Source organism: Vibrio sp. D431a, from assembly GCF_030248655.1.
In the GTDB taxonomy this organism is placed as follows: domain Bacteria; phylum Pseudomonadota; class Gammaproteobacteria; order Enterobacterales; family Vibrionaceae; genus Vibrio; species Vibrio alginolyticus.
The window spans coordinates 25,902-47,248 of sequence record NZ_JAHGAP010000036.1 but is presented as its reverse complement, the minus strand read 5'-3'; the positions used below and the strand labels follow the sequence as shown (position 1 = coordinate 47,248).

Sequence of the window (21,347 nt, the reverse complement as noted above, 5' to 3'; positions counted from 1 at the left end):
CCTCAATATAACGCAATTTGCTCCTACGGAGAAAGATATGTTGCTTCGCTCGCTCTGAGCGCCGAGAACGTTACTATTGGCATGCATCTAATTGCAATGTTCTCGATGCAATTTATAGACATACAACATACCAAATCACCCTTTTGGTCGATTCTGCGTGATCACTTCCACTCTCTAACAGGCATGACGTGTACCAATAGAGTAAATGAGTTAAAATCGCGCTAAAGCAATGTTAAGCAAATATAACAAGGAAGGCATCATGGCGCATGTTAATCACTATGACGTGATCGTAATCGGTAGTGGCCCTGGCGGAGAAGGGGCTGCAATGGGATTAACCAAAGCGGGACTGAATGTTGCCATTGTCGAGAAAGAAAGCAGTGTCGGCGGCGGTTGTACTCACTGGGGAACTATTCCATCTAAAGCACTGCGTCATGCCGTTAGCCGCATCATCGAATTTAATAGCAACCCGCTATTTTGTCGAAACAACACCAGCGTTCATGCAACATTTTCTGACATTTTAGGTCATGCTAAATCGGTCATTGATAAGCAAACTCGACTTCGTCAGGGCTTTTATGACCGTAACTCATGCACACTTTTGTTCGGAACCGCGCGATTTATCGATAACTACTCAATTGCAGTGATGCAAAGCGACGGTACAGAAGAAATCTATTCTGCAGATAAGTTTGTCATCGCGACGGGTTCTCGTCCGTATCAGCCTAACGACGTAGATTTCTTGCATGAGCGCATCTACGACAGTGATTCCATTTTGAGCCTGAAACACGACCCTCGCCATATCATCATTTACGGTGCGGGCGTTATCGGTTGTGAATACGCTTCTATCTTCCGCGGCCTTGGAGTGAAAACCGACCTTATCAATACCCGAGACCGCTTGTTGGAGTTTTTGGATAATGAAGTGTCAGATGCGCTGTCTTACCACTTCTGGAACAGCGGTGTAGTAATTCGTAATGATGAGACCTATGAAAAAATCGAAGGCACAGAAGATGGCGTGATTATTCACCTACAATCTGGCAAGAAGATGAAGGCAGACTGCTTGTTGTATGCGAATGGTCGAACAGGTAACACCGATAAGTTGAATTTGGGTGCAGTGGGTCTGGAAGCGGACTCTCGCGGACAACTAAAAGTAAACCGTAACTACCAAACCGATATTGAGCACATTTACGCTGTAGGCGATGTCATCGGTTACCCTAGCCTTGCAAGCGCCGCTTATGACCAAGGGCGATTTGTCGCACAAGCCATTACGAGAGGTCAGGCAGAAAACTATCTGATTGATGACATTCCAACAGGTATCTACACCATCCCAGAGATTAGCTCTGTGGGTAAAACCGAGCAAGAGCTAACAGCTGCGAAAGTACCGTATGAAGTAGGACGCTCTTCGTTCAAGCATCTAGCTCGTGCACAGATCGCAGGAAAAGACATCGGTAGCTTGAAGATATTGTTCCATCGTGAAACCAAAGAAATTTTAGGGATTCACTGTTTTGGCGAACGTGCCGCGGAAATTATCCACATCGGTCAAGCCATTATGGAGCAAAAAGGCTCAGCGAATACCATCGAGTATTTCGTCAATACCACCTTCAACTATCCAACAATGGCCGAAGCGTATCGTGTCGCTGCGTTGAATGGTTTGAACCGCTTGTTCTAATCTATGCTTCTTGATAGCAGACAGAAAAACAGCAGGCTTGGACCTGCTGTTTTTATATCAACATTGTGCGAGGAAGGTATCCTTGTGCCATTGATAGAGAAAGATAACCCCTAAACCAATACCCCGCATCAACATAAAGCTCGTCATTGCAAACCACAGCGCGTGATTTTCCCACTCGGCGAATAAGTAAAAGACAACGAAGAAACTGCTGGTCGCGACAAACATACTATTGCGCATGTCTTTGCCTTTGGTTGCACCGACAAAAATGCCATCCAATAGAAAGCACCACATCGACGCAAGTGGCATCACCACCAGCCAAGGTAGATACACCGCTGCTTGCTGTTGTACCACCTCAATTGAAGTGATCATGGCGATCAACTGCGATCCCGCCAAACCAAAGAGCGCGGTCAGTCCTAAGCAAATAACCAAACTCCAAAAGAAAGTGCCGACAAGCGATGCACTCAATTGTTGCCTATCTTTGGCACCAATCGCCTTCCCGACCATGGCCTCCATTGCATAAGCAAAGCCATCCATGCCATACGAGATAATCATCAGGAAGCTCATCAGAACCGCATTTGCAGCGACAACCTCATCACCAAAGCTCGCACCTTGGAACGTCATAAAGCTAAAAGCCGCTTGCAGACACAAAGAGCGTAAGAAAATATCACGATTCAATTTCACGAATCGCCCTAAACCGTGTTGAGTGCTGGTTAGCAACTTTTGAGGTGATGGTAATTGCCTCTCTCGCCAGGTTTTCCAGACACACATGAGACCAAAACCCATGCCTGAGTAGTCAGCAATCACCGATGCCAGTGCAGCGCCTTCTACTTTCCACCCCAAACCAATCACAAACAACAAATCGAGGACAATATTCGTCACGTTAGTGATGATCACCATCCACATTGGTGCTTTGGAATTTTGCGTTCCGAGCAACCATCCCAACAACACAAAGTTCATTAGCGCAGCGGGGGCACTCCACACTCGGATAGAGAAATATTGCATGCCGTAGTGCTTCACTTCAGCACTGGCGTCACTCCAGCCAAAGATCAAATCAGCAATCGGGTTATGGGCAATAAGGAAGACTAACGCAAACAGCAGCGCCATAAGTGAGCCTTGCATGAACACTAAGGCAAGTTGCTTTCGGTCTTCACCGCCATAGGACTGCGCCGCCAACCCAGTAGTCGACATACGCAAAAAACCAAGCAGCCAAAATGTCACGCTGATCATGGTACTGCCCAACGCAACACCGCCCAAATACCAAGCGTGGTCTAGATGACCAATCACCGCAGCATCGACCAAACCGAGCAATGGAACAGTAATATTCGACAGCACCATAGGTATCGCTAAAGCTAAGACTTGGCGATGAACTTTTGGGTTAGATAAAGGAGAGAAGATTGAATTTGTCACAGGCACCTCATCAGTAAGATCGACGAGTGTACCTGAGCGCTTAACGACTAGCCAATTACCACTTGATATGAACGAGTACTGGCGTGAGGCGATGCTTCAACATTGGAATCTTATTAAGCCAACGCTGCCAAGCTTTCCAACGAGAACAGAATCTATCGAATGGCGAGAAAGCTTTCACCCACTGTGCCCATGGTAACCATTGCAATATCTGTGCTGCAGGCGCTTCAAAGCCATGAGCATAACGATCAGAGCCAAGCTTTTGTCCCCACTTGGTTTCCGTTAAATCTCCTGCCAGCACCATACACAGTTCAGCAGAAACAAAATGTCGACCTAAGGTTTGAATAAATTTCGCGACTTGACGCTCTGTGCAATCGAGCAGTGCCATTTCACATAAAATGAGTACCGGTGCTTGCTCTGGAATGGCTAACGTCTCTAGCCACGACATTTCATCCACACTGCCACAGCGATGTTCATAACGTTCATTTTTGTGGAACAAACGCTGACGCCATACCAAATTTTCCGTCACATCCAGCTCTATCCAATGGCAGCGTCCATTATCCAAACGATAAAAGCGGGTATCCAACCCCGCTCCAACATTGATTATCCAAGCATCGGGATACTGCTGTAAGAAGTGACTAACCTGCTGGTCACAAAGCTGAGTCAGCGTCACGTGCAGCAATTGCTTCTGCGCAATATCACCACTCAAACAATCCGGCGCCATCTTACAGCTCAAACACGCTTTAGCAGCTATCGGATCGTACACCAAGCCATTGTCGACCATGCTTTCACGGCTACGCAATAACAGTGGCTTTAATAAATGGTTAGGAACTTGATGTTTAGACTGAGACATGGGCATTTCCTGCGCCAGAGAGAAAACATAGACATTAATAAAGATGATAATGAATATCAATTACATTATCAAGCTTATAAATTGGTCAAAACAAACAAGGTCAAGATGATGAGCAAGCTTTTGGAGGAAGTAGAAAAAGAGAAAAGACAAAACAGCCCAGATCAACTGGGCTGCTTAAATACACTTACATCCAATCGGTATTACGAATAATACCAACGGCTAAGCCTTCAATCGTAAGGTGCTGAGACGTTAAGTCCACTTGGATTGGGGCAAACTCTTCATTCTCAGCATGCAGTAATATGGTTGAACCTTTGCGCTCCAAACGCTTCACAGTCACATCATCATCAACACGCGCAACGACAACTTGACCGTCTCTCACGTCTTGGGTTTTATGCACCGCGAGCAAATCGCCATCCATAATCCCGATGTCTTTCATACTCTCGCCATTTACACGAAGTAAGAAATCCGCTTGCGGTTTGAACATCGCAGGATCGACTTGGTAGTGCGCCTCTACGTGCTCTTGAGCCAGAATTGGCTCACCCGCTGCGACTTGACCAATCAAAGGCAAACCCTGCTCATCATTGGCTGCGTCTTCAAGCAGGATACGAATCCCACGAGAAGCGCCTGGAATAATTTCAATTGCTTGCTTACGAGCAAGCGCTTTTAGGTGTTCCTCTGCGGCATTCGCAGAGCGGAAGCCAAGCTCACGCGCAATCTCTGCACGAGTTGGTGGCATTCCGGTGTCATCGATTTTACTTTTGATCAAATCGAAGACTTGTTGTTGGCGTGGCGTTAACGGCTTCATGTCTCACCTGTCTTTTTATACAGTTAACTGTGAGTATATCCAGTAAATGCTCAAATGAAAACCCAATTGGTTGTTTTTTAATTTATTTGTGGGGAGCTTTCAGCTTACCGATTAAGTTCATTCTTTATTCGTTTAAAACACCGACTTTTCAGTTAATCAAGTCAAAGCAATAACTTAGGGGTTCGACTAATTTACAGCCAATAAAATTAAAAGGTTTGACCAGTTTCTGGTATCCTTGCAGCGCTTAAATTTTATCGCCTAGGCTTATTTCTATTGCCGTACTCATCTCTTTTTATAGAGAAGACATGCAAAGCGGAAACTGAAATAAGGTTAGGCCTGTTTGAATACCTATTGAGGCTGTGAACTTTATGTCTTCTGGACAATCATTTTCACGTTCATTACTAAAACTACCTTTATCGGTACTGGTAAAGGGCACCGCAATCCCGTCGAACCCGATTGAAGATCTGAACATCGACCTAACTAAACCGATTGTATATGCCCTGCCGTTCCGCTCGAACGTGGATTTGCTGACACTGCAAAAACAAGCCATGAGCCTTGGTCTACCCGACCCGCTCAGCCCGCTGGAAATCAATGGCAAAACGCTGAACCGTTTCGTCTTTATCGCTGCGCGTCCAACTGTGATGAACAACGATAATGATGTCCCAACCGATTCTGTCTCTCTGTTCACTGACTTACTGGAACTGCACAAGCTGAATAGTGAGTTGGATGTTCAAATGATCCCTGCAACCGTGCTTTGGGGTCGTAAGCCAGGTAAAGAAGAGAACCAAAAGCCTTACCTTCAACCGATGAATGGTCCGCAAAAAGCCAAAGCAGTAATGGCGGCGGGACGCGACTGCTTAGTTCGCTTTAGTCCCGTGGTATCTCTGCGTTATATGGCAGACTCTCACGGTACCGACAGCGCAATTGCGCACAAACTGGCTCGCGTGGCGCGTATCCACTTCTCACGCCAGAAACTGGCTGCTTCAGGCCCAAACTTGCCACAACGCCAAGTGTTGTTTGCTCGTTTACTAAAATCTCCAGCTATTGAACTGGCGATTGCTGACGAAGCCAAGAGCAAAAACATCTCGATTGATAAGGCACGTAAAGAAGCCCACGACATCATGGATGAAATTGCTGCCGACTTCTCCTATAGTCTGGTGAAAAACGGCGACCGCATCCTGAGTTGGTTATGGACAAAACTATACCAAGGTTTGCACATCAATAACGCCTCGACTGTGCGTCGTTTAGCGCAAGACGGCCACGAAATTGTGTACGTTCCGTGTCACCGTAGTCACATGGACTACCTGCTGTTGTCTTATGTTTTATACCATGAAGGCATGGTGCCTCCGCACATTGCGGCAGGCATTAACTTGAACTTCTTCCCGGCCGGTCCTCTTTTCCGTCGTGGTGGGGCGTTCTTTATTCGTCGTAGTTTTAAAGGCAACAAACTATATTCAACCATTTTCCGTGAGTATCTAGCAGAGCTGTTTGCCAAAGGCTATTCAGTCGAGTACTTCAGTGAGGGTGGTCGTTCACGTACAGGTCGCTTACTGCAAGCGAAAACGGGTATGCTGGCTATGACCATCCAAGCAATGCTACGTGGTTTAAACCGCCCAGTAACGCTAGTGCCGGTCTACATCGGCTACGAGCACGTAATGGAAGTGGGCACTTACGCGAAAGAGCTGCGTGGCAAACGCAAAGAGAAAGAAAACGCAGGGCTTGTACTGCGTACTCTGCGTAAACTGCGTAACTTTGGTTTGGGCTATGTGAACTTCGGTGAGCCAATTCAGCTCAACCAATACTTGAACGAGCATGCTCCTGAGTGGACGAAAGACATCGACAGCATGGGTGGTAACAAACCACAATGGATGAATCCTGTGGTCAACGACCTTGCTAATAAGATGATGACGCACATCAACGATGCGGCGGCAGCAAACGCGTTGACCTTGTGTGCAACCGCACTGCTTGCTTCTCGTCAACGTGCACTTTCTCGTGACTCGCTGATCAATCAGATCGAGTGTTACTTAAAGCTACTCAAAAATAATCCGTACTCAAGCACCTCCACTATCCCTACCGAAAGTTCTGAGGAGTTGGTCGATCATGCAATTTCGCTTGATAAGTTCGTGATTGAAACCGATAGCATGGGTGACATCATTTCGCTGGACCGTAGCCAATCGATCCTGATGACTTACTATCGCAACAACATCATTCACTTGTTCGCTCTGCCGTCATTAATTGCCCAAATGCTCATTCGTCAGCGCAACCTTTCGGTAGCCAAGATTCAAGCGAATGTCGCGCAAATCTACCCATTCTTGAAGAAAGAGCTGTTCTTAAGTTACCAAGAAGACGAGTTAGATGAATTGGTCGTTAAAACACTGCATGAATTTGCCGATCAGAAAATGATTAGTCTTGATGGTGATAAGCTAGAGATCAATCAATCGAACAACCAGCCTTTGGTTCTGCTAGGTCGTACGATAACTGAAACGCTGCAACGCTACTCTATCGCGATGAACTTGCTTGTTGCTTACCCTGAGCTGGGTAAATCGGACCTAGAGCAGAAGAGCCAAGATATTGCTCAACGCCTAGGGCGTTTGCACGGTATTAATGCGCCAGAATTCTTCGATAAAGGTGTGTTTACCGCGATGTTCAATACGCTCAAACAGCAAAAATACCTCGATAACGATGGTAACTGTGACACGAAGAAAACGCAGCAATTTGCACGGCTACTGTTCACTCTGCTTTATCCAGAAGTGAAACTGACGATAGAAGAGAGTATTCACCAACTTCGGTCGTAACCGTTTTACCTTCGTCCAATAAGAAAAAAGGCATCCAATCGGATGCCTTTTTCTATTTCTTCGCTTACCAAAATGCGACCAGTAACCCTATCGCTATCACCATGCCAACATAATTGTTGTTAAGGAAAGCCTTAAAGCACAACTCACGCTCACGGTGACGAATTAAGTGCTGCTGATAAACAAACAACGACGCTGCAATCAAAAGGGTCCAGTAGTAACTTTGTCCCAATTGGTAGAACTGCCCTAACCAAACCAGCATCGCGAGTGTAATCAGTTGCAACACACCAATAATAAGCTTGTCATGACGACCAAACAGAATTGCCGTCGATTTAATGCCAATCTTTAGATCATCATCTCGGTCTACCATCGCATATTGAGTGTCGTACGCAATGGTCCACAAAGCGTTAATGAGGAACAAAAACCAAACAATCAATGGTAATTCCCCAGTTTGTGCAGCCCAAGCCATTGGAATCGCCCAGCTAAAAGCCAAGCCTAAAAATAGCTGTGGAATATGAGTGTAACGCTTCATAAATGGATAGATGAACGCCAACACAATACCAGCGAAGGATAGCTGAATCGTCAGCGGGTTCATGGTCAGCACTAACAAAAACGAGCTGATACCCAAAACCAAAAATAATCCAATCGCTTCTTTTGCTGTCACTTTCCCTGATGGCAGTGGACGTTGCTTAGTACGCTTTACATGGCCGTCGACTTTGCGATCTGCAAAATCATTAATCACGCACCCCGCACTACGCATTAGGAATACACCCAATACAAACACGATAAATACATCCCAACTCGGCATCCCTTGGGCTGAGATAATTAGCGCCCAAATAGTTGGCCACATCAGTAACAGTGAACCGATCGGGCGATCCATGCGCATCAGTTGCCAATATGCTTTGGCTTTTTCTGCGGACATTTACACTGTCTCCTTAGCGTAAACTGGTGAATTAGATAAGAATAACTCGGCGACCAGCATCGGTTTGTGATTCATCCACAACCTTGAGCGTCGCGCTAACAAATGTCCTTCTGGTACGGCTACCCATCCCATTTGCAAAGAGTCTCGCTCAACGTTGTCGGCGCTAAACACAGTTAGTCCTAGTGGGATATCCCCTTGTTGAGCCAAATCATACTGCTGATCAACTAAGGTTGAGCGAGGAATTAATGTCCGTCCGATAACCCAGTTATCATTGTCACCACACAAAATTACCTCTCTCAGTAAGCAATCTTGTTCGGACAATAACTGGCTTTCGTCCTGTTTTAATGTCGCTGCAGTGACGATCTGATTTTGTAGCAATTCTACCGTTAACGCTTGGCAGTGCTGTTTTAAACGACGTGACAAAGACCCTTGCTCTTCAAGCCAATGCTTGGCAAATTCATTTGGAAATTCGAATTCTTCGGGGTTTTGCCACTCTACTTCCAATAAAGAAGCAAGATAGAGTGATGTTGGCTGATTCATACTAGTATTCAATTGGAGGCTTTATGCGTACAATAAAGCAACAACTTACCGTCCATAGTAATGTATGTAACCGTAAGTTCCGTTATTTGTTATAGACGGCCCATTGTATCAAGACTGAAGCGATTCGAATATCGCGATCCAGAGAAAGAAAAGTTAGAAATATGTACAAACGTTATATAGCCCAAATTATTTTTGCGTTAACCATACTATTCGCCGCACCAAGTTGGGCTGAAACGGAAGAAGCTGGACCTAAGTTGGCATACTTTACCCTAGAGCCTGACCTCACTACTAACTTTTACACCAAAGGCAAAAAGTTAGGTTATGTGCAAGTGCGCATCGACATCATGGTAATGAGTCAACAAGATTTATCAGTTGTTGAGCATCACCAACCTTTGATTCGCGATGCAGTGATTGAATTATTGGGTAAGCAAACAGAAGATACGATTAAGTCCCTGTCTGGCCGAGAAGATCTGCGCAAAACCTTAGTGACGACCCTCAACGAAACGCTTTTGCCTGAAACAGGTAAAACCATCATTGCCGATTTGTTGTTTACAAAATACCTTTATCAATAAACCCAAATCCGTTTTGAACATAAAAAAAGACCGCTCTTGAGCGGTCTTTTCATTTCATCTGCTTTAGGCTTGCTGTTGGTATTTCATCTTGCCTGAATCAAACAGCGCAATCGCCATCCCCGACAGTAGCCCAACTAAGTGAGCGGTGTTTGCAATCGCCATAAATGGCTGCACAAAACCAAGAACTAACCATACCAACATAAAGACGATAATTGGCTTGGGTAGCGTAAGGCCTAAATGTGGCAAGCGGTAACCCAATATCCACAAATAACCAAGCAGTGCATAGACCACGCCAGACAAGCCGCCGAAGTTAGCCCCTTCAACATAGAACTGGCCTGCCCCTGAAAGCGCTGCCGACACCACAAAGAGTTGCAATAGCTTACCGGAACCGAGACGACGTTCGATGTCGCCACCCAACTGCCACCACCATAGTAAGTTAAACACGATGTGAGTTACTGAAAAGTGCAGTAACGCATGACTTAGCCATCGCCACACTTGCCATTGTTGCCCCTCAAAAGCCGGGAAGTGCAACAACTTAAACACGCCATTGCCAAAGCCAAACATTTGTAACAAGTAGATGATGATACAGACTGTCATAATCAGCAAAGTCATGGGGCCAGCTTTCGCTTTGACCATGCTTATGATACTCGGGCTGGAATAATGAAATGTGCTCTTACGAGTATCGGCAACGTCCCACGAGGCGGCGCTGTATTTTGAATCAGACGGGTTAGCAAGGAACAGCTTAAGTTCGGCTTCCGCTTCTATTTCATGCTGGCTATCAGTCAGCCACAGCGCAAATTGCCCATCCCCTTCTGGCATCATTTCGATGTCAATTTGGCGAGAGGCCATATAATCAATAAAGGCTTGCGCCATACGTGGATTATTTAACGTTACCAATCTCTTCATTAACTTCTCACTATCGGTAGTTCTGCTCGATGCCAGGCTTCAAAGCCACCATCTACACTGTACACCTGTTCAAAGCCTTGGTTAACCAAATATTGCGCCGCACCTTGGCTACTAATACCGTGGTAACACATCACTAGAATAGGTTGTTCGAACTCCACTTCATCCATAAACGCAACGATCGTATCGTTAGTTAAATGATACGCGGACTCCGCATGCGCAACGGCAAACGATTGAGGGTCACGGATATCTACAAGCTTCGCATCACCCTGCTCGAGCAGCGCTTGCGCACCTTGTACATCGATATGCTTAAACTGATCCATTTACTTTCTCATTGTCTTATTAATATACCCAAGCAACCTCGAACCTAACGTACTAATCAGCACCCGTGGTACAGCATAAAATCCATATTTGAAGCTGCTTGGGTATACTGCCGCCATTGTAACCTATCCAACGGCAAACTTAGACACATGGATAATCAGGCTTTTCAAAAGTGTACACATTCCAACCATTTGTGGATAAAGCTGTGAATTGCGTTGATAAAGTGTATTTGGATCTTTTGATCCACAATATGTAGTGATGATCCTGATCTAACTGTGTGTATATCTATAACTATCCCCAGATGGAAAAGTGCTTGAATCCCTTATTTTGTCCGGGTTTCGAACAGTTGATAAATAATTACTTCACAGAGTTATACACAGGTAGCACATAAAATCCGGATCGCAAACGCTATCGATTTTCGATCGACAATAAAAAAGCCGAGATCACATGATCTCGGCTTTCTATGAAAATCTTACTTTCAATTAGCAGTGGAAATTAAAATTCACCCACGGCCAATTTTAGTTTCTTCATTGCATTTTTTTCTAGCTGGCGAATACGCTCGGCAGAAACACCGAACTCATCAGCTAAGTCTTGCAATGTTGCTTTCTCATCATCTAACCAACGAGAACGCACGATGCGCTGACTACGCTCATCCAAACTCGCTAATGCATGACCCAAGCGATTGTTGGTATGCATTTCCCAGTTGGCGGCTTCAATGTTGTCGGCCACATCAGACGATTTGTCTTCTAGGTATAGCATCGGCGCTGTGTAAGCGTTTGAGCTGTCGTCTTCATCAGTTGGCATATCAAAGGTTGAATCCACCGCCGCTAAGCGTGATTCCATCTCGCGAACTTCAGAAGGCTCAACACCTAACTCGCGCGCAACGGTTTCTACTTCACCGTTGTTAAACCAACCCAAGCGCTTTTTCGACTTACGCAGGTTGAAGAACAATTTACGTTGCGCTTTAGTGGTCGCAATTTTCACGATACGCCAGTTACGTAGCACGTATTCGTGGATCTCGGCTTTGATCCAGTGGACAGCGAAAGAAACCAAGCGAACCCCTACTTCTGGGTTAAAACGCTTAACGGCTTTCATTAGACCGATGTTACCCTCTTGCACAAGATCCGCCATTGGCAAACCGTAGCCAGAGTAACCACGAGCAACGTGAACAACGAATCGTAGGTGCGAAAGAATTAGACCTTTTGCAGCCTCAATCTCACCTTTATAGTGTAATCGTTCTGCCAGCTCACGCTCTTCGTCTGCAGTCAGCATTGGGTAGCTGTTTACTGAGCGAATATAGCTATCAAGGCTATCTTGCGTGACTAGAGCCATCGGATACGCTTCTTTTGTCATTCAATTCCTCATCAATCTCTGATCTGGAGCATTACATTGCAATTTAGCTTCGATATCTTGAACTCAAAATGAACAAGTTTCAAGAAGGGGAAGCAATTATCCATAAACATTTGGTCTAAGCAAGGGTTCAAAATTAGCTAGTGCTAATGAAATCCAAGTAATAAGACCGCCATCACTTAAACTGGTTCAATTTCTTTTAAATGTCGTTGCGCAGAAAAGCGCGCCGCAATACATCCCAAAAGACTCCCAATGATGATTAGTAACAAAGATTCATCCCAACTTAGACCAATCAGGCGGAACTGGCTATCGTACAACGCAGCAAGGTCTTCCACCGCACTATTCATGACAATGGTCACTAAAGCCGTTACCAACCACGCAATAGTGGCACCTAACACGCCAAACCACATACCTGTGTACAAGTAAGGGCGCAGAATGAAACTGTCCGTCGCACCGATCAGTTTCATGGTTTGAATCTCTTCTTTATTCGCCAGCACATTAAATCGCAATGTATTGCCAACGATTAAAAATACCGCACCGAGCATCAGCACTGTCAGGGTAATGACAATAATACTCGCGAGAGTTTTGATGGCATCAAGACGCGCCAGCCAGTCTTCGTCAAGTCTCACGTCGGTCACATCTTGTTGCTCTCGAACGTCTTTGGCTAATGACTGAATATCACTTTTTAGCTCAGAATCTGGCGTAATCACCAACACACCAGGAAGCGCATAGCCACTTAAAAGACTGATAGCTTGGTCGAACCCTGCATATTGGCTTAAATCAGATAGACCTTGTTGCGGTGAAATATACTCTACCTCTTTTACCAAAGGCCAAGTTTCAATTTGATCTTTGAGAACCATCACTCGCGCATCCGGCATACCTTCAACTAAGTAAGCACTAACTTGTGAAGGAGAAGCGACATCTTCCGCTGCCCCCGCAACGTTTTTCCCCAATAGATACAAACAAGCTGGCATGGCAAGTGCCATGGAGATGACCGCTAGGGTCAGAATGTTGCCTAGTGGTCGTTGCCATAAGGCGCTAAAAGAGGATTTAGCTTGTTTTGCGTGGACAGAGAAAAAACCATCGGTATTCGCACGCTTGGCACTGCGGCCTTTCCCCTTCTTTTGGGAGTGCTTGTTACCTGCCATAGTCTTCTACCTCACTTAGGAAGCCTTGGTTCAATTCAAAATGACGATACTGTGGGCGAGTGTTTACTAACCCCACATCGTGCGTGGCAAGTAGGATAGTCACGCCCGCACGGTTAAATTCTTCGAATAGACGCAACACACGGTTGGATAATTCTGGGTCAAGGTTACCCGTAGGCTCATCAGCCACCAGCAACGTTGGTCGATTAACCACAGCACGGGCAATACCGACGCGCTGTTGCTCACCACCAGAAAGTTGACTAGGTAGACAACGAGCTTTATCGAGTAAGCCCGTTTTATCTAACGCCGCAGAAACACGGCGTTTGATTTCGTTTTCAGAAATCGATTCGATACGCATTGGCAGAGCGACATTGTCGTACACACTGCGATCCATCAATAGGCGATGATCTTGAAAAACAATCCCAATATTGCGGCGCAAAAAAGGGATGTCTTTGCTTGGAATACGCGTGATGTCGTGGCCATTAAAATGGATTTTGCCATCGGTTGGTCGCTCTATCGCGCAGATCAATTTCAGCAAGGTACTTTTACCAGCCCCGGAATGTCCGCCTAAAAACGCCATTTCACCGCGCCTCAGGTGAAAATCGACTTTTTGCAGTGCTTGTCGACCACCTCGGTAAGCTTTGCTTACTTGCTGAAATTTGATCACCGTTGATTTCCTCTAACTCTTTTTATTCTTCACGACTAAACAGTGCGTCAATAAACTCTTGAGTTTCAAATGGACGCAAGTCTTCGATACCTTCACCCACACCAATGTAACGAATTGGAATACCGAACTGATCAGCAATAGCGAAAATTACGCCGCCCTTGGCTGTACCATCCAGCTTAGTCAAAGTAATCCCGGTTAGAGGGGCAACATCACTGAAAAGTTTCGCTTGGCTAATGGCATTTTGTCCTGTACCTGCGTCAAGCGTTAGCATGATCTCATGTGGTGCAGAGTCATCAATTTTCTTCATCACACGTACAATCTTACGCAGCTCTTCCATTAGGTTCGCTTTGTTCTGTAGACGACCTGCTGTATCAGCAATCACCACATCCACACCACGTGCTTTTGCCGCTTCAATCGCATCATAGATAACAGAGGCACTGTCTGCGCCAGTATGTTGAGCAATCACAGGAACATTATTACGTTCACCCCACACTTGTAGCTGCTCAACCGCTGCGGCACGGAAAGTATCGCCCGCTGCAAGCATCACTTTTTTGCCTTGAGTTTGGAACTGCTTCGCTAGCTTACCGATGGTCGTGGTTTTACCCACGCCATTTACACCCACCATCAAGATGACGTAAGGCGTTTTGTTGCTATCGATTTCTAGTGGCTGTTCGACTTTAGAAAGAATCTCAGCCATTTCTTCTTTCAACAAACCATAAAGGGCTTCGCCGTCTTTCAGATCGCCACGTGTGGCTTTTTCTGTCAGGTTGTTGATGATTTTTGTTGTGGTATTCATGCCCACATCAGCAATAAGCAGTTGCTCTTCTAGCTCTTCAAATAAGTCTTCATCGATTTTCTTACCGCTGAACAGACCGAAGAAGCCAGCACCAATATTTGCTTTTGTTCGGCTTAGGCTGCGTTTCAGACGAGCAAAAAAGCTTTCTGTTGGCTTTTCTTGTTCTTGAATACGAGGCGCGGCCGATACGACTTCTGGCTCCTCTGCTTCTGCTTCTGCTTCTGCTTCTGCTGGGGCAGCCTCTGATTGTTTCTCTTCTTCTTCAAGTTCTGGCGTTGCTTCCGCTTGCTCAGCAACCGCTTCGGTTTGCTGCTCTTCAGAAGGCGCTTCCACTGCTTCTTCTTTTACTGTTTCTTCAGTTTTTGGTTTTGGGCTTTGTTCTTCGTCACCAAAACCTAGCCACGAAAGTAATCCGCGCTTCTTTTTTTCCGTCATCTGGGGCTATCCTAGATTGTTCTTTTATCTATTAATGACTCTTTTTTGACAAGATTATTATCTGTCTAAAAAAGGCTAATGACAAAGTTCTGAAAACTTTCCGATTAGGTAATTCTAATCTTATTAGTGTTACACTCTGTCATCTTGAATATTCTGGGCTGTATCCAAACTCCAAGCTCATTGCTTGGGCGATTAGATATAGTATCACTTTATTAGCGGTCAAAAAATCTATGGTAAGACGTCGCCAGCAAAACTCATCACAAAAAAAGCCAACAACGGGCTTTGTTCGCATTATTAGTGGCTTATGGAGAGGCAGAAAACTTCCTGTACACGATGCTGAAGGCTTACGCCCCACGACCGATCGCGTCAAAGAAACGCTGTTTAACTGGTTAGCTCAAGATGTACCACAGGCAAAATGTCTCGACTTGTTTGCTGGCTCTGGCGGCTTGGGATTTGAGTCAGCTTCGCGCCAAGCAGAGCAAGTGACCATGGTTGAGCTAAACCCACAAGCTTTCCAACAGTTACAAAAGAATATTGCCTCTCTTAGCGCGAACAACATCCAAGTGGTAAATACCGACGCACTGAGTTTTTTGAAGCAACCGGGTTCTGCTCATCATGTGGTGTTTATTGACCCACCGTTTCGCAAAGGTCTATTGGATGAGACCGTGGCTCTGCTAGAACAAAATGGCTGGCTCGCGGAAGATGCGATGATTTATATTGAAACAGAAAAAGAACTCAATATTGCCGACTTACCAGAAAACTGGCAATTACATCGAGAAAAAACAGCAGGCCAAGTGAGCTATCGTCTGTACGAACGTACCTCCGCATAACGCCTCGATTTAAAAGGATACTTAAATGAAAGCACTAATTATGCTGGCCAAAGCGGCTATCGCCTTTGTTTGGTTAGTATTAATCCTAAATATTTTTATGCCCTTTCCCGGCAATGCCGCGATTGCGCTTTACATCATGACCGCTTTTTTGTTCATCATGCACGGTTTACAAATGGCCATCTTCATTGGTGCATTTGGCGACAAAATAAAAATGAGCAGTTGGGAAAAATATTCAATCCTGATTTTTGGTATTTTTGCCCTACTCGATATTCGTCGTAAACACATGATGTAATCGCTCAGATACGAAAAAGCCGCTCTTGTGAGCGGCTTTTTTTCTGCGTTTTGTTCGTCACCCAATGTAACTTTTTACACCATCCAAGAACATTTGAGTGGAGATCATCACCAGTAACAAGCCCATTAAGCGTTCTACCGCCTTCAAGCCACGTTCACCCAACAAGCGATTAAAGAAGCCATAAAACATCAGTATAAAAAATGTTGCGCCCCACGCAATTACGACTGATGCTGACATTTCCAACATTTTCTCTGGATGTTGCGAAGACAGTAAAAGCAAGGCTGCAATCACTGAAGGGCCCGCGATCATAGGAATGGCCATCGGAACAATAAAGGGCTCCTCGCCTGCTGCCAGTCCAGTGATGCTGCCAGCACTCGGGAAAATCATCTTAATCGCAATAATGAAGAGAATAATGCCACCAGAAATGCTGAGCGTTTCTGGCTGGACATGCAAAAAACTTAAGATGCTTTGTCCTGCAAACAGAAATAGCATCAAGATCAGTAAGGCAAACAGTAGTTCACGAATCAATACCTTACGACGACGCTTGGGATCGATATGTTTGAGAATAGACAACACAATCGGCAAGTTACCGAGAGGGTCCATGATTAGAAACAGCATGGTCGCTGCAGAAAGAATATCCATATTCTGGCCTCACCTAAAAAATGGCGGCCAGTGTATAGCAAACTGACAACATGAGTATATGACTGAGGGCGAAAACACCATATTCACCCTCGATCTTAGCCGCCGTTTTAGTGATTACAAACTCGCGCCATATTGACCACAAACTTACCTTCAAGCTCACGAATTTTGTCGCGCTTGAGCAAAAATGCTAGTAATGCATCTAAGTCTAGATCATTCAGTTTACAGGTGTGAAAGCGAACGCTAGCGCCAAAGTGCTGTGTGAGGGCTTCGCGATCCATTGGCGTTTCTCTAAGTAGGTTTAGCAGCTCGTGAGCATGGATTTCACTCATTATTGACTCCAGTTATTAAGAACAATGCGTTCAGTTTACTGAAATCCTCAAGAGCTGCTTTGACTTAAATTAGTAAATGATTGAGGCAACAATGAGGGCATGAGCAAAAAAGTAACTACCACTCACCCACAAATAGGCGTGTTTCATCGGTTTTCGATAACCGTGTATCGCGTATGCCAGCGCCGAATAGATCAGAACTAAGGTTCCGCTAAAGCCGATAGCATTGGCGTAACTCGGCACTTGTAACCAAACTTCACCGGCTGCCCAAGCAAGTTGAACCAGCATCATCCCCATGATCACAACGGGGAATACCAGAGAGTCGAGTTGAGGTAGCAACAAAAAGAACGCCACGATACTCGCTGCAAGCAGCAGGGCCAACAGCCACCAGACAATCTCACCATTAAGCTGCACCCAAAATGACTTGCTGTAGCATACCTGGGCGACCAGATAAGCCGTAAAATAGATTAGCTTACGAGTTTTAAACGAGTGCAGCGTATCTGCCACCATAGACACAATCAGCCCACCCGCAATCCAGTAGGTATATGTTGCGGATGCACCTTGAGTTAACACCAACACAAGAAGAAGTAGCAGAGTAAAGATTTTAAACACGAGGGATTGTGTCGGGTTAGCTTGCTTTGCTCCCAACACGGAATACACACCTGATAGCCCTATCGCCAGCCAACTCCACATGCAGTATACACCTTTTACTTAAACTCGCCGCTAGTCTAGGTAGACCAGTTTTGATGTAAAGACACAATCTACGAAAGTTGGATCTCGCTAGCGATTCGAAACATTTTGTAACCCTCAGCCTACGTAATAATAAAGCCGATGAGCCTGAATGATGCCACTAAACATTGGGGCCAAGCTTTGCTCATCAGCCGAACCCATCAAATCACACGACACAATAACCAGCGCTTTCTAAAACTATTTAACTGAAAAACAGATAAGTGCTCCAGGTAAGCCGCCATTTTACAAACTGACGATTAAACCACCAGGATGTATGTAATGCAGGCAACAAGAATAAATAACAGACACAAAATAGAAAATAGTCTTAGTAGCGATCTAAGAGAGGAGGAACTACTGATGATTAGGGGTAAAAACTAAGAAAACCGACCTTAATTCAGTAAAAAAAACATCAGACAAGAAAAGTAAGTCAATGATAAATAAAATCATAATTTCAATAACAGATAAAAGTGCGGACTTCATAAACCCTAAAATCACTAAACACTTTTGAAGCCCATATTTTCTCATAAGGTAAGAAAATCTCACTCCATGCTTTCGATTTGACGATGCAACCTCATAGCACATTCTTTAATTTTCTCAATTTTTGAGAAATACAGACAAAATAAACATCCAACATACCATTCGAAACAAAAAACAATTACAAAGCCAACACCACAAACCATTTAACATTATAAAATCAAATACTTAAAACAAGAAAGGATAAAAACAAAACAATGTGAACACTTTAAATACAGGACAAAAAACATAGTTTCATTAGTCAGAATCACGTAAAACCAGACAAGTTAAGTGTGGTTTTTGAAAAGATTAACGAGCATATGTTGATCAAACCCCAAAAACAGTGCTATATTAAATTCATCGAGTTCATCAAAGATTAAGGGGTAGTGTTATGATTTCATCTTCTCAAAAACAAGGGCTGGTTATGATTGCAGTGGTTGTGGGTTTAATGACACTGCCAATGATGTACTAACCAAATGATTTAAAATAAAAAAGGACGCAAATGCGTCCTTTTTTATTTATCTGTATTGCTCTACTGAATGTGCTTAGACAAAATATCCCAGTGCATATAGTAGAAACCAAGAGCGGCCAGCGTAATCAACGTCATTAGCAAAATTGCTGTACGCCAAATAAAGCGAGAGCTTCTTGGTGTCAGCTCTTTTTCACAAGCATCACATGCCGCCATAAAGCCTTTACGATCATCCAGCTTGTAATCGTCTTCGTGCACCACTTTATTACGCACTGTCGCGATGAATCGAAGCTTTGCTATCACGTCATGCGGTAAACGTTCTTCACAACTATTAATAAGTTGGTGCAACCCTTTCCCTTCTGCATGGTACTGAGTACGCAAAAGTTTTTCGATCGTTCGGGTACGCATGACTACTTTTTCAATATCTGACATCGTAACCCTCCTTACCAGACCCTTCCTATGTTCATTATTTTTATTCTTCTATAAATTTAGAGCTTTTTCGAGCCGTTAAGTGCAATTTTACTTTCAATTTGTGCCCTTGAGCTCATATAGCCTAACAAGTGAAAGCCGCTTCGTTCAGCTTTAGTGACTTCGCTTGCAGATGAAGCGACGATTTCATCGTGCATCATTAAGATAAATCGTGAAGTGCGCCGAATAATCTCCATATCCCTTTCATTAGATTATGAATAAGTTACCTCAACTCATCGTTTCGTCAGCGAGTTCTGTAGAATGGGACCCGATAAAACATTGGAGGTTAATATGCCAATCTCACTTATTGTCGCCCTATTCGCCCTTATTGCCTTGGGCGCGTGGGTGTTTTTCCGTTTTTATAGTAAGCACTATGTGGGCGAAGACGCTCCAGAGCAAAGCGCGCAGGTAACGGTTTTAGATAAACAAGCGATAGACATACCAAACGCACCACCAGGTCAAGACGATCAAGAGTATTGGATTTACGTTCAACGTGGTTCTATCGGTCCAAAGCGTGAATTCCAAATTGGAGTGCATTACTACCATGCACTCAATCCTGGAGATAAGGGAACACTGACCTATCGCGGCAACAAGTTCCTTCACTTCGCTATCAAACGTTAAGGCAGTAACCAACGAGTCTTGGCAGAACGAGAAAAGAGATAGCTCATCGCCAAGGCTCCAGCTCCACTTAGAACGATCCAGACTGGAATCACCCACGCAGGATGTCCTGTGTACCAACCGAACTCTTTCATCGGCCATAAGAAAATAGGATGAAGTAAGTAAATCCCTAAGCTGTGCTGACTGATCACACTTACCACTTTTTGTACTTTTGGTGATAAGCCTTCACCAAAGTAACGCCCGATCATAAAAATCATCGAAGCTGCTAGAATCACATTCAGTGTTTTATAAGAGAGCCAGCGCCCAACCGTATACTTCTCCGCCTCTAAGCTATTTGTCACAACCATCGTAAAGGTCACTGCCAACGCCACGAGTCCTAGCCCAACAAATAGGGTCACCATAGAGCGATTCAAAGGTACCTTTTGAAATAAAACATACCCCAGTGGAAGGTAACCCATATAAAGCCACATCTGATTACTCCAAGGGCCATCAATCTTGAACAAGAACAGTGTGCTGGTGAAAAGCCAAAATGCGAGATAGGTATACAAGACGTTGTCATCCACGTTGCGTACCATCCATTGAAACAGCGGAATCACAAAATACAGTGGTATAAAGTAATAGAAAAAGCCGAGATGGTAATACGTTGCGTGGAATGGGCTATTGCTTAATACCTCTTTTACGGTTTCAAAATCAAAGCCTTGAGAAGTCCAACCTGAAAGGTATGCATAAAACATCGACCAAATAAGAAATGGAACTAAAACTTTGCCCAAACGCCTTTTGATATAATACTTACCGTCAAATGGTCGAGTGTCACTGAGCATTAGCGCTCCGGTGATCAAAATAAAAACTGGCACTGCCCAGCGGGTTACGCTATTCACGCCTACCGCTGTCAGCCATTGGTCAAATGGAATCACTCCTAACTCATTTCGATACGGTGCCAAGACGTGAATGGCGATCACTGCTACCGCTGCGAAGCAGCGCAATAAATCAAAAAACAGAACCCTTTCTCTCATACCTTTCCCTACTTTGAGTCGCTTATCGTTTATAGCATAGGGTAAATCTCAACCAGTGAAATGGTTAACAATCTGTTTTTGCTTATTTTTAACTCAACAATGACCTACAACGGGGATTTCATCACCACTCTAATCACTTAACGAGAACCAAAAACCAAGCATCAGTATTCACTCTCGATGCCAAACCGACACAATCTGATTACAGCAAACGGCGCATAAGAAACAAAAATGGCTCCGATTTGGAGCCATTTATACCATCGACAGATAGCGATACTGGGGATA

Annotated in this window: 23 protein-coding genes; 6 read left to right on the top strand and 17 right to left on the bottom strand. The window is 44.6% G+C overall.

Features of this window, described 5'->3' with window-relative positions:
• The first annotated feature begins 229 nt into the window (after positions 1-229).
• Positions 230-1,660 carry a Si-specific NAD(P)(+) transhydrogenase gene (sthA, locus tag KJB35_RS25665; protein ID WP_206960053.1) on the top strand — a complete coding sequence of 477 codons (1,431 nt, stop codon included), beginning with the start codon at positions 230-232 and terminating at the stop codon, positions 1,658-1,660.
• Positions 1,661-1,717: 57 nt separating this feature from the next.
• Here the strand turns inward: sthA and dinF are convergent, their stop codons facing one another.
• From dinF to lexA, 3 genes are all read right to left on the bottom strand, one after another.
• A complete protein-coding gene (gene dinF, locus KJB35_RS25660) occupies positions 1,718-3,067 on the bottom strand; it encodes an MATE family efflux transporter DinF (RefSeq protein WP_054579651.1) in 1,350 nt (449 codons plus the stop codon).
• 55 nt (positions 3,068-3,122) lie between these two features.
• A complete protein-coding gene (locus KJB35_RS25655) occupies positions 3,123-3,917 on the bottom strand; it encodes a class I SAM-dependent methyltransferase (RefSeq protein WP_005378679.1) in 795 nt (264 codons plus the stop codon).
• A 184-nt stretch (positions 3,918-4,101) separates the two neighbouring features.
• On the bottom strand, positions 4,102-4,722 hold the full coding sequence (gene lexA, locus KJB35_RS25650) for a transcriptional repressor LexA (RefSeq protein ID WP_005378682.1): 621 nt from the start codon (positions 4,720-4,722) through the stop codon (positions 4,102-4,104).
• Between the two features lie 368 nt (positions 4,723-5,090).
• Between lexA and plsB the strand changes: the two genes are divergently transcribed.
• Positions 5,091-7,517 (top strand): glycerol-3-phosphate 1-O-acyltransferase PlsB, encoded by a 2,427-nt coding sequence (gene plsB / locus KJB35_RS25645; protein ID WP_213907449.1) that lies wholly within the window; start codon positions 5,091-5,093, stop codon positions 7,515-7,517.
• A 64-nt stretch (positions 7,518-7,581) separates the two neighbouring features.
• On the opposite strand, the gene ubiA is transcribed toward plsB, so the two are convergent.
• On the bottom strand, positions 7,582-8,436 hold the full coding sequence (gene ubiA, locus KJB35_RS25640) for a 4-hydroxybenzoate octaprenyltransferase (RefSeq protein WP_005378684.1): 855 nt from the start codon (positions 8,434-8,436) through the stop codon (positions 7,582-7,584).
• On the bottom strand, positions 8,437-8,976 hold the full coding sequence (locus KJB35_RS25635) for a chorismate lyase (protein ID WP_170894169.1): 540 nt from the start codon (positions 8,974-8,976) through the stop codon (positions 8,437-8,439).
• Positions 8,977-9,137: 161 nt separating this feature from the next.
• Between KJB35_RS25635 and KJB35_RS25630 the strand changes: the two genes are divergently transcribed.
• Positions 9,138-9,548 carry a flagellar basal body-associated protein FliL gene (locus tag KJB35_RS25630; RefSeq protein WP_005378687.1) on the top strand — a complete coding sequence of 137 codons (411 nt, stop codon included), beginning with the start codon at positions 9,138-9,140 and terminating at the stop codon, positions 9,546-9,548.
• 63 nt (positions 9,549-9,611) lie between these two features.
• Here the strand turns inward: KJB35_RS25630 and glpG are convergent, their stop codons facing one another.
• The 6 genes from glpG to ftsY all read right to left on the bottom strand — a co-directional run bounded on the left by glpG (position 9,612) and on the right by ftsY (position 15,165).
• On the bottom strand, positions 9,612-10,454 hold the full coding sequence (glpG, locus tag KJB35_RS25625; RefSeq protein WP_031781355.1) for a rhomboid family intramembrane serine protease GlpG: 843 nt from the start codon (positions 10,452-10,454) through the stop codon (positions 9,612-9,614).
• Positions 10,454-10,774 (bottom strand): thiosulfate sulfurtransferase GlpE, encoded by a 321-nt coding sequence (gene glpE, locus KJB35_RS25620; protein WP_005378691.1) that lies wholly within the window; start codon positions 10,772-10,774, stop codon positions 10,454-10,456. Before glpE ends, glpG begins: the two co-directional genes overlap by 1 nt.
• A gap of 493 nt (positions 10,775-11,267) precedes the next feature.
• Positions 11,268-12,125 carry an RNA polymerase sigma factor RpoH gene (gene rpoH, locus KJB35_RS25615; protein WP_005378693.1) on the bottom strand — a complete coding sequence of 286 codons (858 nt, stop codon included), beginning with the start codon at positions 12,123-12,125 and terminating at the stop codon, positions 11,268-11,270.
• A 176-nt stretch (positions 12,126-12,301) separates the two neighbouring features.
• On the bottom strand, positions 12,302-13,270 hold the full coding sequence (ftsX, locus tag KJB35_RS25610) for a permease-like cell division protein FtsX (protein ID WP_005378695.1): 969 nt from the start codon (positions 13,268-13,270) through the stop codon (positions 12,302-12,304).
• The gene (ftsE, locus tag KJB35_RS25605; protein WP_005393800.1) at positions 13,260-13,934 is read right to left on the bottom strand and encodes a cell division ATP-binding protein FtsE; all 675 of its coding nucleotides are present in this window, start codon (positions 13,932-13,934) and stop codon (positions 13,260-13,262) included. Before ftsE ends, ftsX begins: the two co-directional genes overlap by 11 nt.
• Before the next feature lie 22 nt (positions 13,935-13,956).
• Positions 13,957-15,165, bottom strand: coding sequence for a signal recognition particle-docking protein FtsY (gene ftsY / locus KJB35_RS25600; protein ID WP_285357175.1), 1,209 nt, complete (start codon positions 15,163-15,165; stop codon positions 13,957-13,959).
• 230 nt (positions 15,166-15,395) lie between these two features.
• Here ftsY and rsmD point away from each other — a divergent pair, with 230 nt between their 5' ends.
• Together rsmD and KJB35_RS25590 are read left to right on the top strand one after the other, a co-directional pair.
• Positions 15,396-15,995 carry a 16S rRNA (guanine(966)-N(2))-methyltransferase RsmD gene (gene rsmD, locus KJB35_RS25595; protein WP_285357177.1) on the top strand — a complete coding sequence of 200 codons (600 nt, stop codon included), beginning with the start codon at positions 15,396-15,398 and terminating at the stop codon, positions 15,993-15,995.
• A 25-nt stretch (positions 15,996-16,020) separates the two neighbouring features.
• Positions 16,021-16,287, top strand: a complete 267-nt coding sequence (locus KJB35_RS25590) for a DUF1145 domain-containing protein (RefSeq protein ID WP_005378704.1) — start codon at positions 16,021-16,023, stop codon at positions 16,285-16,287.
• Between the two features lie 57 nt (positions 16,288-16,344).
• Here the strand turns inward: KJB35_RS25590 and KJB35_RS25585 are convergent, their stop codons facing one another.
• The 5 genes from KJB35_RS25585 to KJB35_RS25565 form a co-directional block, all read right to left on the bottom strand.
• On the bottom strand, positions 16,345-16,929 hold the full coding sequence (locus KJB35_RS25585; RefSeq protein WP_005389671.1) for a YhgN family NAAT transporter: 585 nt from the start codon (positions 16,927-16,929) through the stop codon (positions 16,345-16,347).
• Positions 16,930-17,036: 107 nt separating this feature from the next.
• Positions 17,037-17,258 (bottom strand): YecH family metal-binding protein, encoded by a 222-nt coding sequence (locus tag KJB35_RS25580; RefSeq protein WP_005378711.1) that lies wholly within the window; start codon positions 17,256-17,258, stop codon positions 17,037-17,039.
• Positions 17,259-17,327: 69 nt separating this feature from the next.
• On the bottom strand, positions 17,328-17,948 hold the full coding sequence (locus KJB35_RS25575; protein WP_005389670.1) for a lysoplasmalogenase: 621 nt from the start codon (positions 17,946-17,948) through the stop codon (positions 17,328-17,330).
• Positions 17,949-19,029: 1,081 nt separating this feature from the next.
• A complete protein-coding gene (locus tag KJB35_RS25570) occupies positions 19,030-19,398 on the bottom strand; it encodes a hypothetical protein (protein WP_005378717.1) in 369 nt (122 codons plus the stop codon).
• Positions 19,399-19,454: 56 nt separating this feature from the next.
• Positions 19,455-19,631 (bottom strand): hypothetical protein, encoded by a 177-nt coding sequence (locus KJB35_RS25565; RefSeq protein ID WP_155490590.1) that lies wholly within the window; start codon positions 19,629-19,631, stop codon positions 19,455-19,457.
• A gap of 94 nt (positions 19,632-19,725) precedes the next feature.
• Here KJB35_RS25565 and KJB35_RS25560 point away from each other — a divergent pair, with 94 nt between their 5' ends.
• Positions 19,726-20,055, top strand: coding sequence for a DUF2500 domain-containing protein (locus KJB35_RS25560; RefSeq protein WP_005389668.1), 330 nt, complete (start codon positions 19,726-19,728; stop codon positions 20,053-20,055).
• Here the strand turns inward: KJB35_RS25560 and KJB35_RS25555 are convergent.
• On the bottom strand, positions 20,052-21,065 hold the full coding sequence (locus KJB35_RS25555; protein WP_017636080.1) for an acyltransferase: 1,014 nt from the start codon (positions 21,063-21,065) through the stop codon (positions 20,052-20,054). The two genes, KJB35_RS25560 and KJB35_RS25555, sit on opposite strands and share 4 nt — an antisense overlap.
• Positions 21,066-21,347: the final 282 nt, after the last annotated feature.

What these genes read in the sequence shown, in the direction of transcription:
- sthA (WP_206960053.1), top strand. Translation starts at nt 230, where the DNA reads ATGTTAAGCAAATATAACAAGGAAGGCATCATGGCGCATGTTAATCAC.
- KJB35_RS25655 (WP_005378679.1), bottom strand. Translation starts at nt 3,917, where the DNA reads ATGTCTCAGTCTAAACATCAAGTTCCTAACCATTTATTAAAGCCACTG.
- lexA (WP_005378682.1), bottom strand. Translation starts at nt 4,722, where the DNA reads ATGAAGCCGTTAACGCCACGCCAACAACAAGTCTTCGATTTGATCAAA.
- plsB (WP_213907449.1), top strand. Translation starts at nt 5,091, where the DNA reads ATGTCTTCTGGACAATCATTTTCACGTTCATTACTAAAACTACCTTTA.
- ubiA (WP_005378684.1), bottom strand. Translation starts at nt 8,436, where the DNA reads ATGTCCGCAGAAAAAGCCAAAGCATATTGGCAACTGATGCGCATGGAT.
- KJB35_RS25635 (WP_170894169.1), bottom strand. Translation starts at nt 8,976, where the DNA reads ATGAATCAGCCAACATCACTCTATCTTGCTTCTTTATTGGAAGTAGAG.
- KJB35_RS25630 (WP_005378687.1), top strand. Translation starts at nt 9,138, where the DNA reads ATGTACAAACGTTATATAGCCCAAATTATTTTTGCGTTAACCATACTA.
- glpG (WP_031781355.1), bottom strand. Translation starts at nt 10,454, where the DNA reads ATGAAGAGATTGGTAACGTTAAATAATCCACGTATGGCGCAAGCCTTT.
- glpE (WP_005378691.1), bottom strand. Translation starts at nt 10,774, where the DNA reads ATGGATCAGTTTAAGCATATCGATGTACAAGGTGCGCAAGCGCTGCTC.
- rpoH (WP_005378693.1), bottom strand. Translation starts at nt 12,125, where the DNA reads ATGACAAAAGAAGCGTATCCGATGGCTCTAGTCACGCAAGATAGCCTT.
- ftsX (WP_005378695.1), bottom strand. Translation starts at nt 13,270, where the DNA reads ATGGCAGGTAACAAGCACTCCCAAAAGAAGGGGAAAGGCCGCAGTGCC.
- ftsY (WP_285357175.1), bottom strand. Translation starts at nt 15,165, where the DNA reads ATGACGGAAAAAAAGAAGCGCGGATTACTTTCGTGGCTAGGTTTTGGT.
- rsmD (WP_285357177.1), top strand. Translation starts at nt 15,396, where the DNA reads ATGGTAAGACGTCGCCAGCAAAACTCATCACAAAAAAAGCCAACAACG.
- KJB35_RS25590 (WP_005378704.1), top strand. Translation starts at nt 16,021, where the DNA reads ATGAAAGCACTAATTATGCTGGCCAAAGCGGCTATCGCCTTTGTTTGG.
- KJB35_RS25585 (WP_005389671.1), bottom strand. Translation starts at nt 16,929, where the DNA reads ATGGATATTCTTTCTGCAGCGACCATGCTGTTTCTAATCATGGACCCT.
- KJB35_RS25580 (WP_005378711.1), bottom strand. Translation starts at nt 17,258, where the DNA reads ATGAGTGAAATCCATGCTCACGAGCTGCTAAACCTACTTAGAGAAACG.
- KJB35_RS25575 (WP_005389670.1), bottom strand. Translation starts at nt 17,948, where the DNA reads ATGTGGAGTTGGCTGGCGATAGGGCTATCAGGTGTGTATTCCGTGTTG.
- KJB35_RS25570 (WP_005378717.1), bottom strand. Translation starts at nt 19,398, where the DNA reads ATGTCAGATATTGAAAAAGTAGTCATGCGTACCCGAACGATCGAAAAA.
- KJB35_RS25565 (WP_155490590.1), bottom strand. Translation starts at nt 19,631, where the DNA reads ATGGAGATTATTCGGCGCACTTCACGATTTATCTTAATGATGCACGAT.
- KJB35_RS25560 (WP_005389668.1), top strand. Translation starts at nt 19,726, where the DNA reads ATGCCAATCTCACTTATTGTCGCCCTATTCGCCCTTATTGCCTTGGGC.
- KJB35_RS25555 (WP_017636080.1), bottom strand. Translation starts at nt 21,065, where the DNA reads ATGAGAGAAAGGGTTCTGTTTTTTGATTTATTGCGCTGCTTCGCAGCG.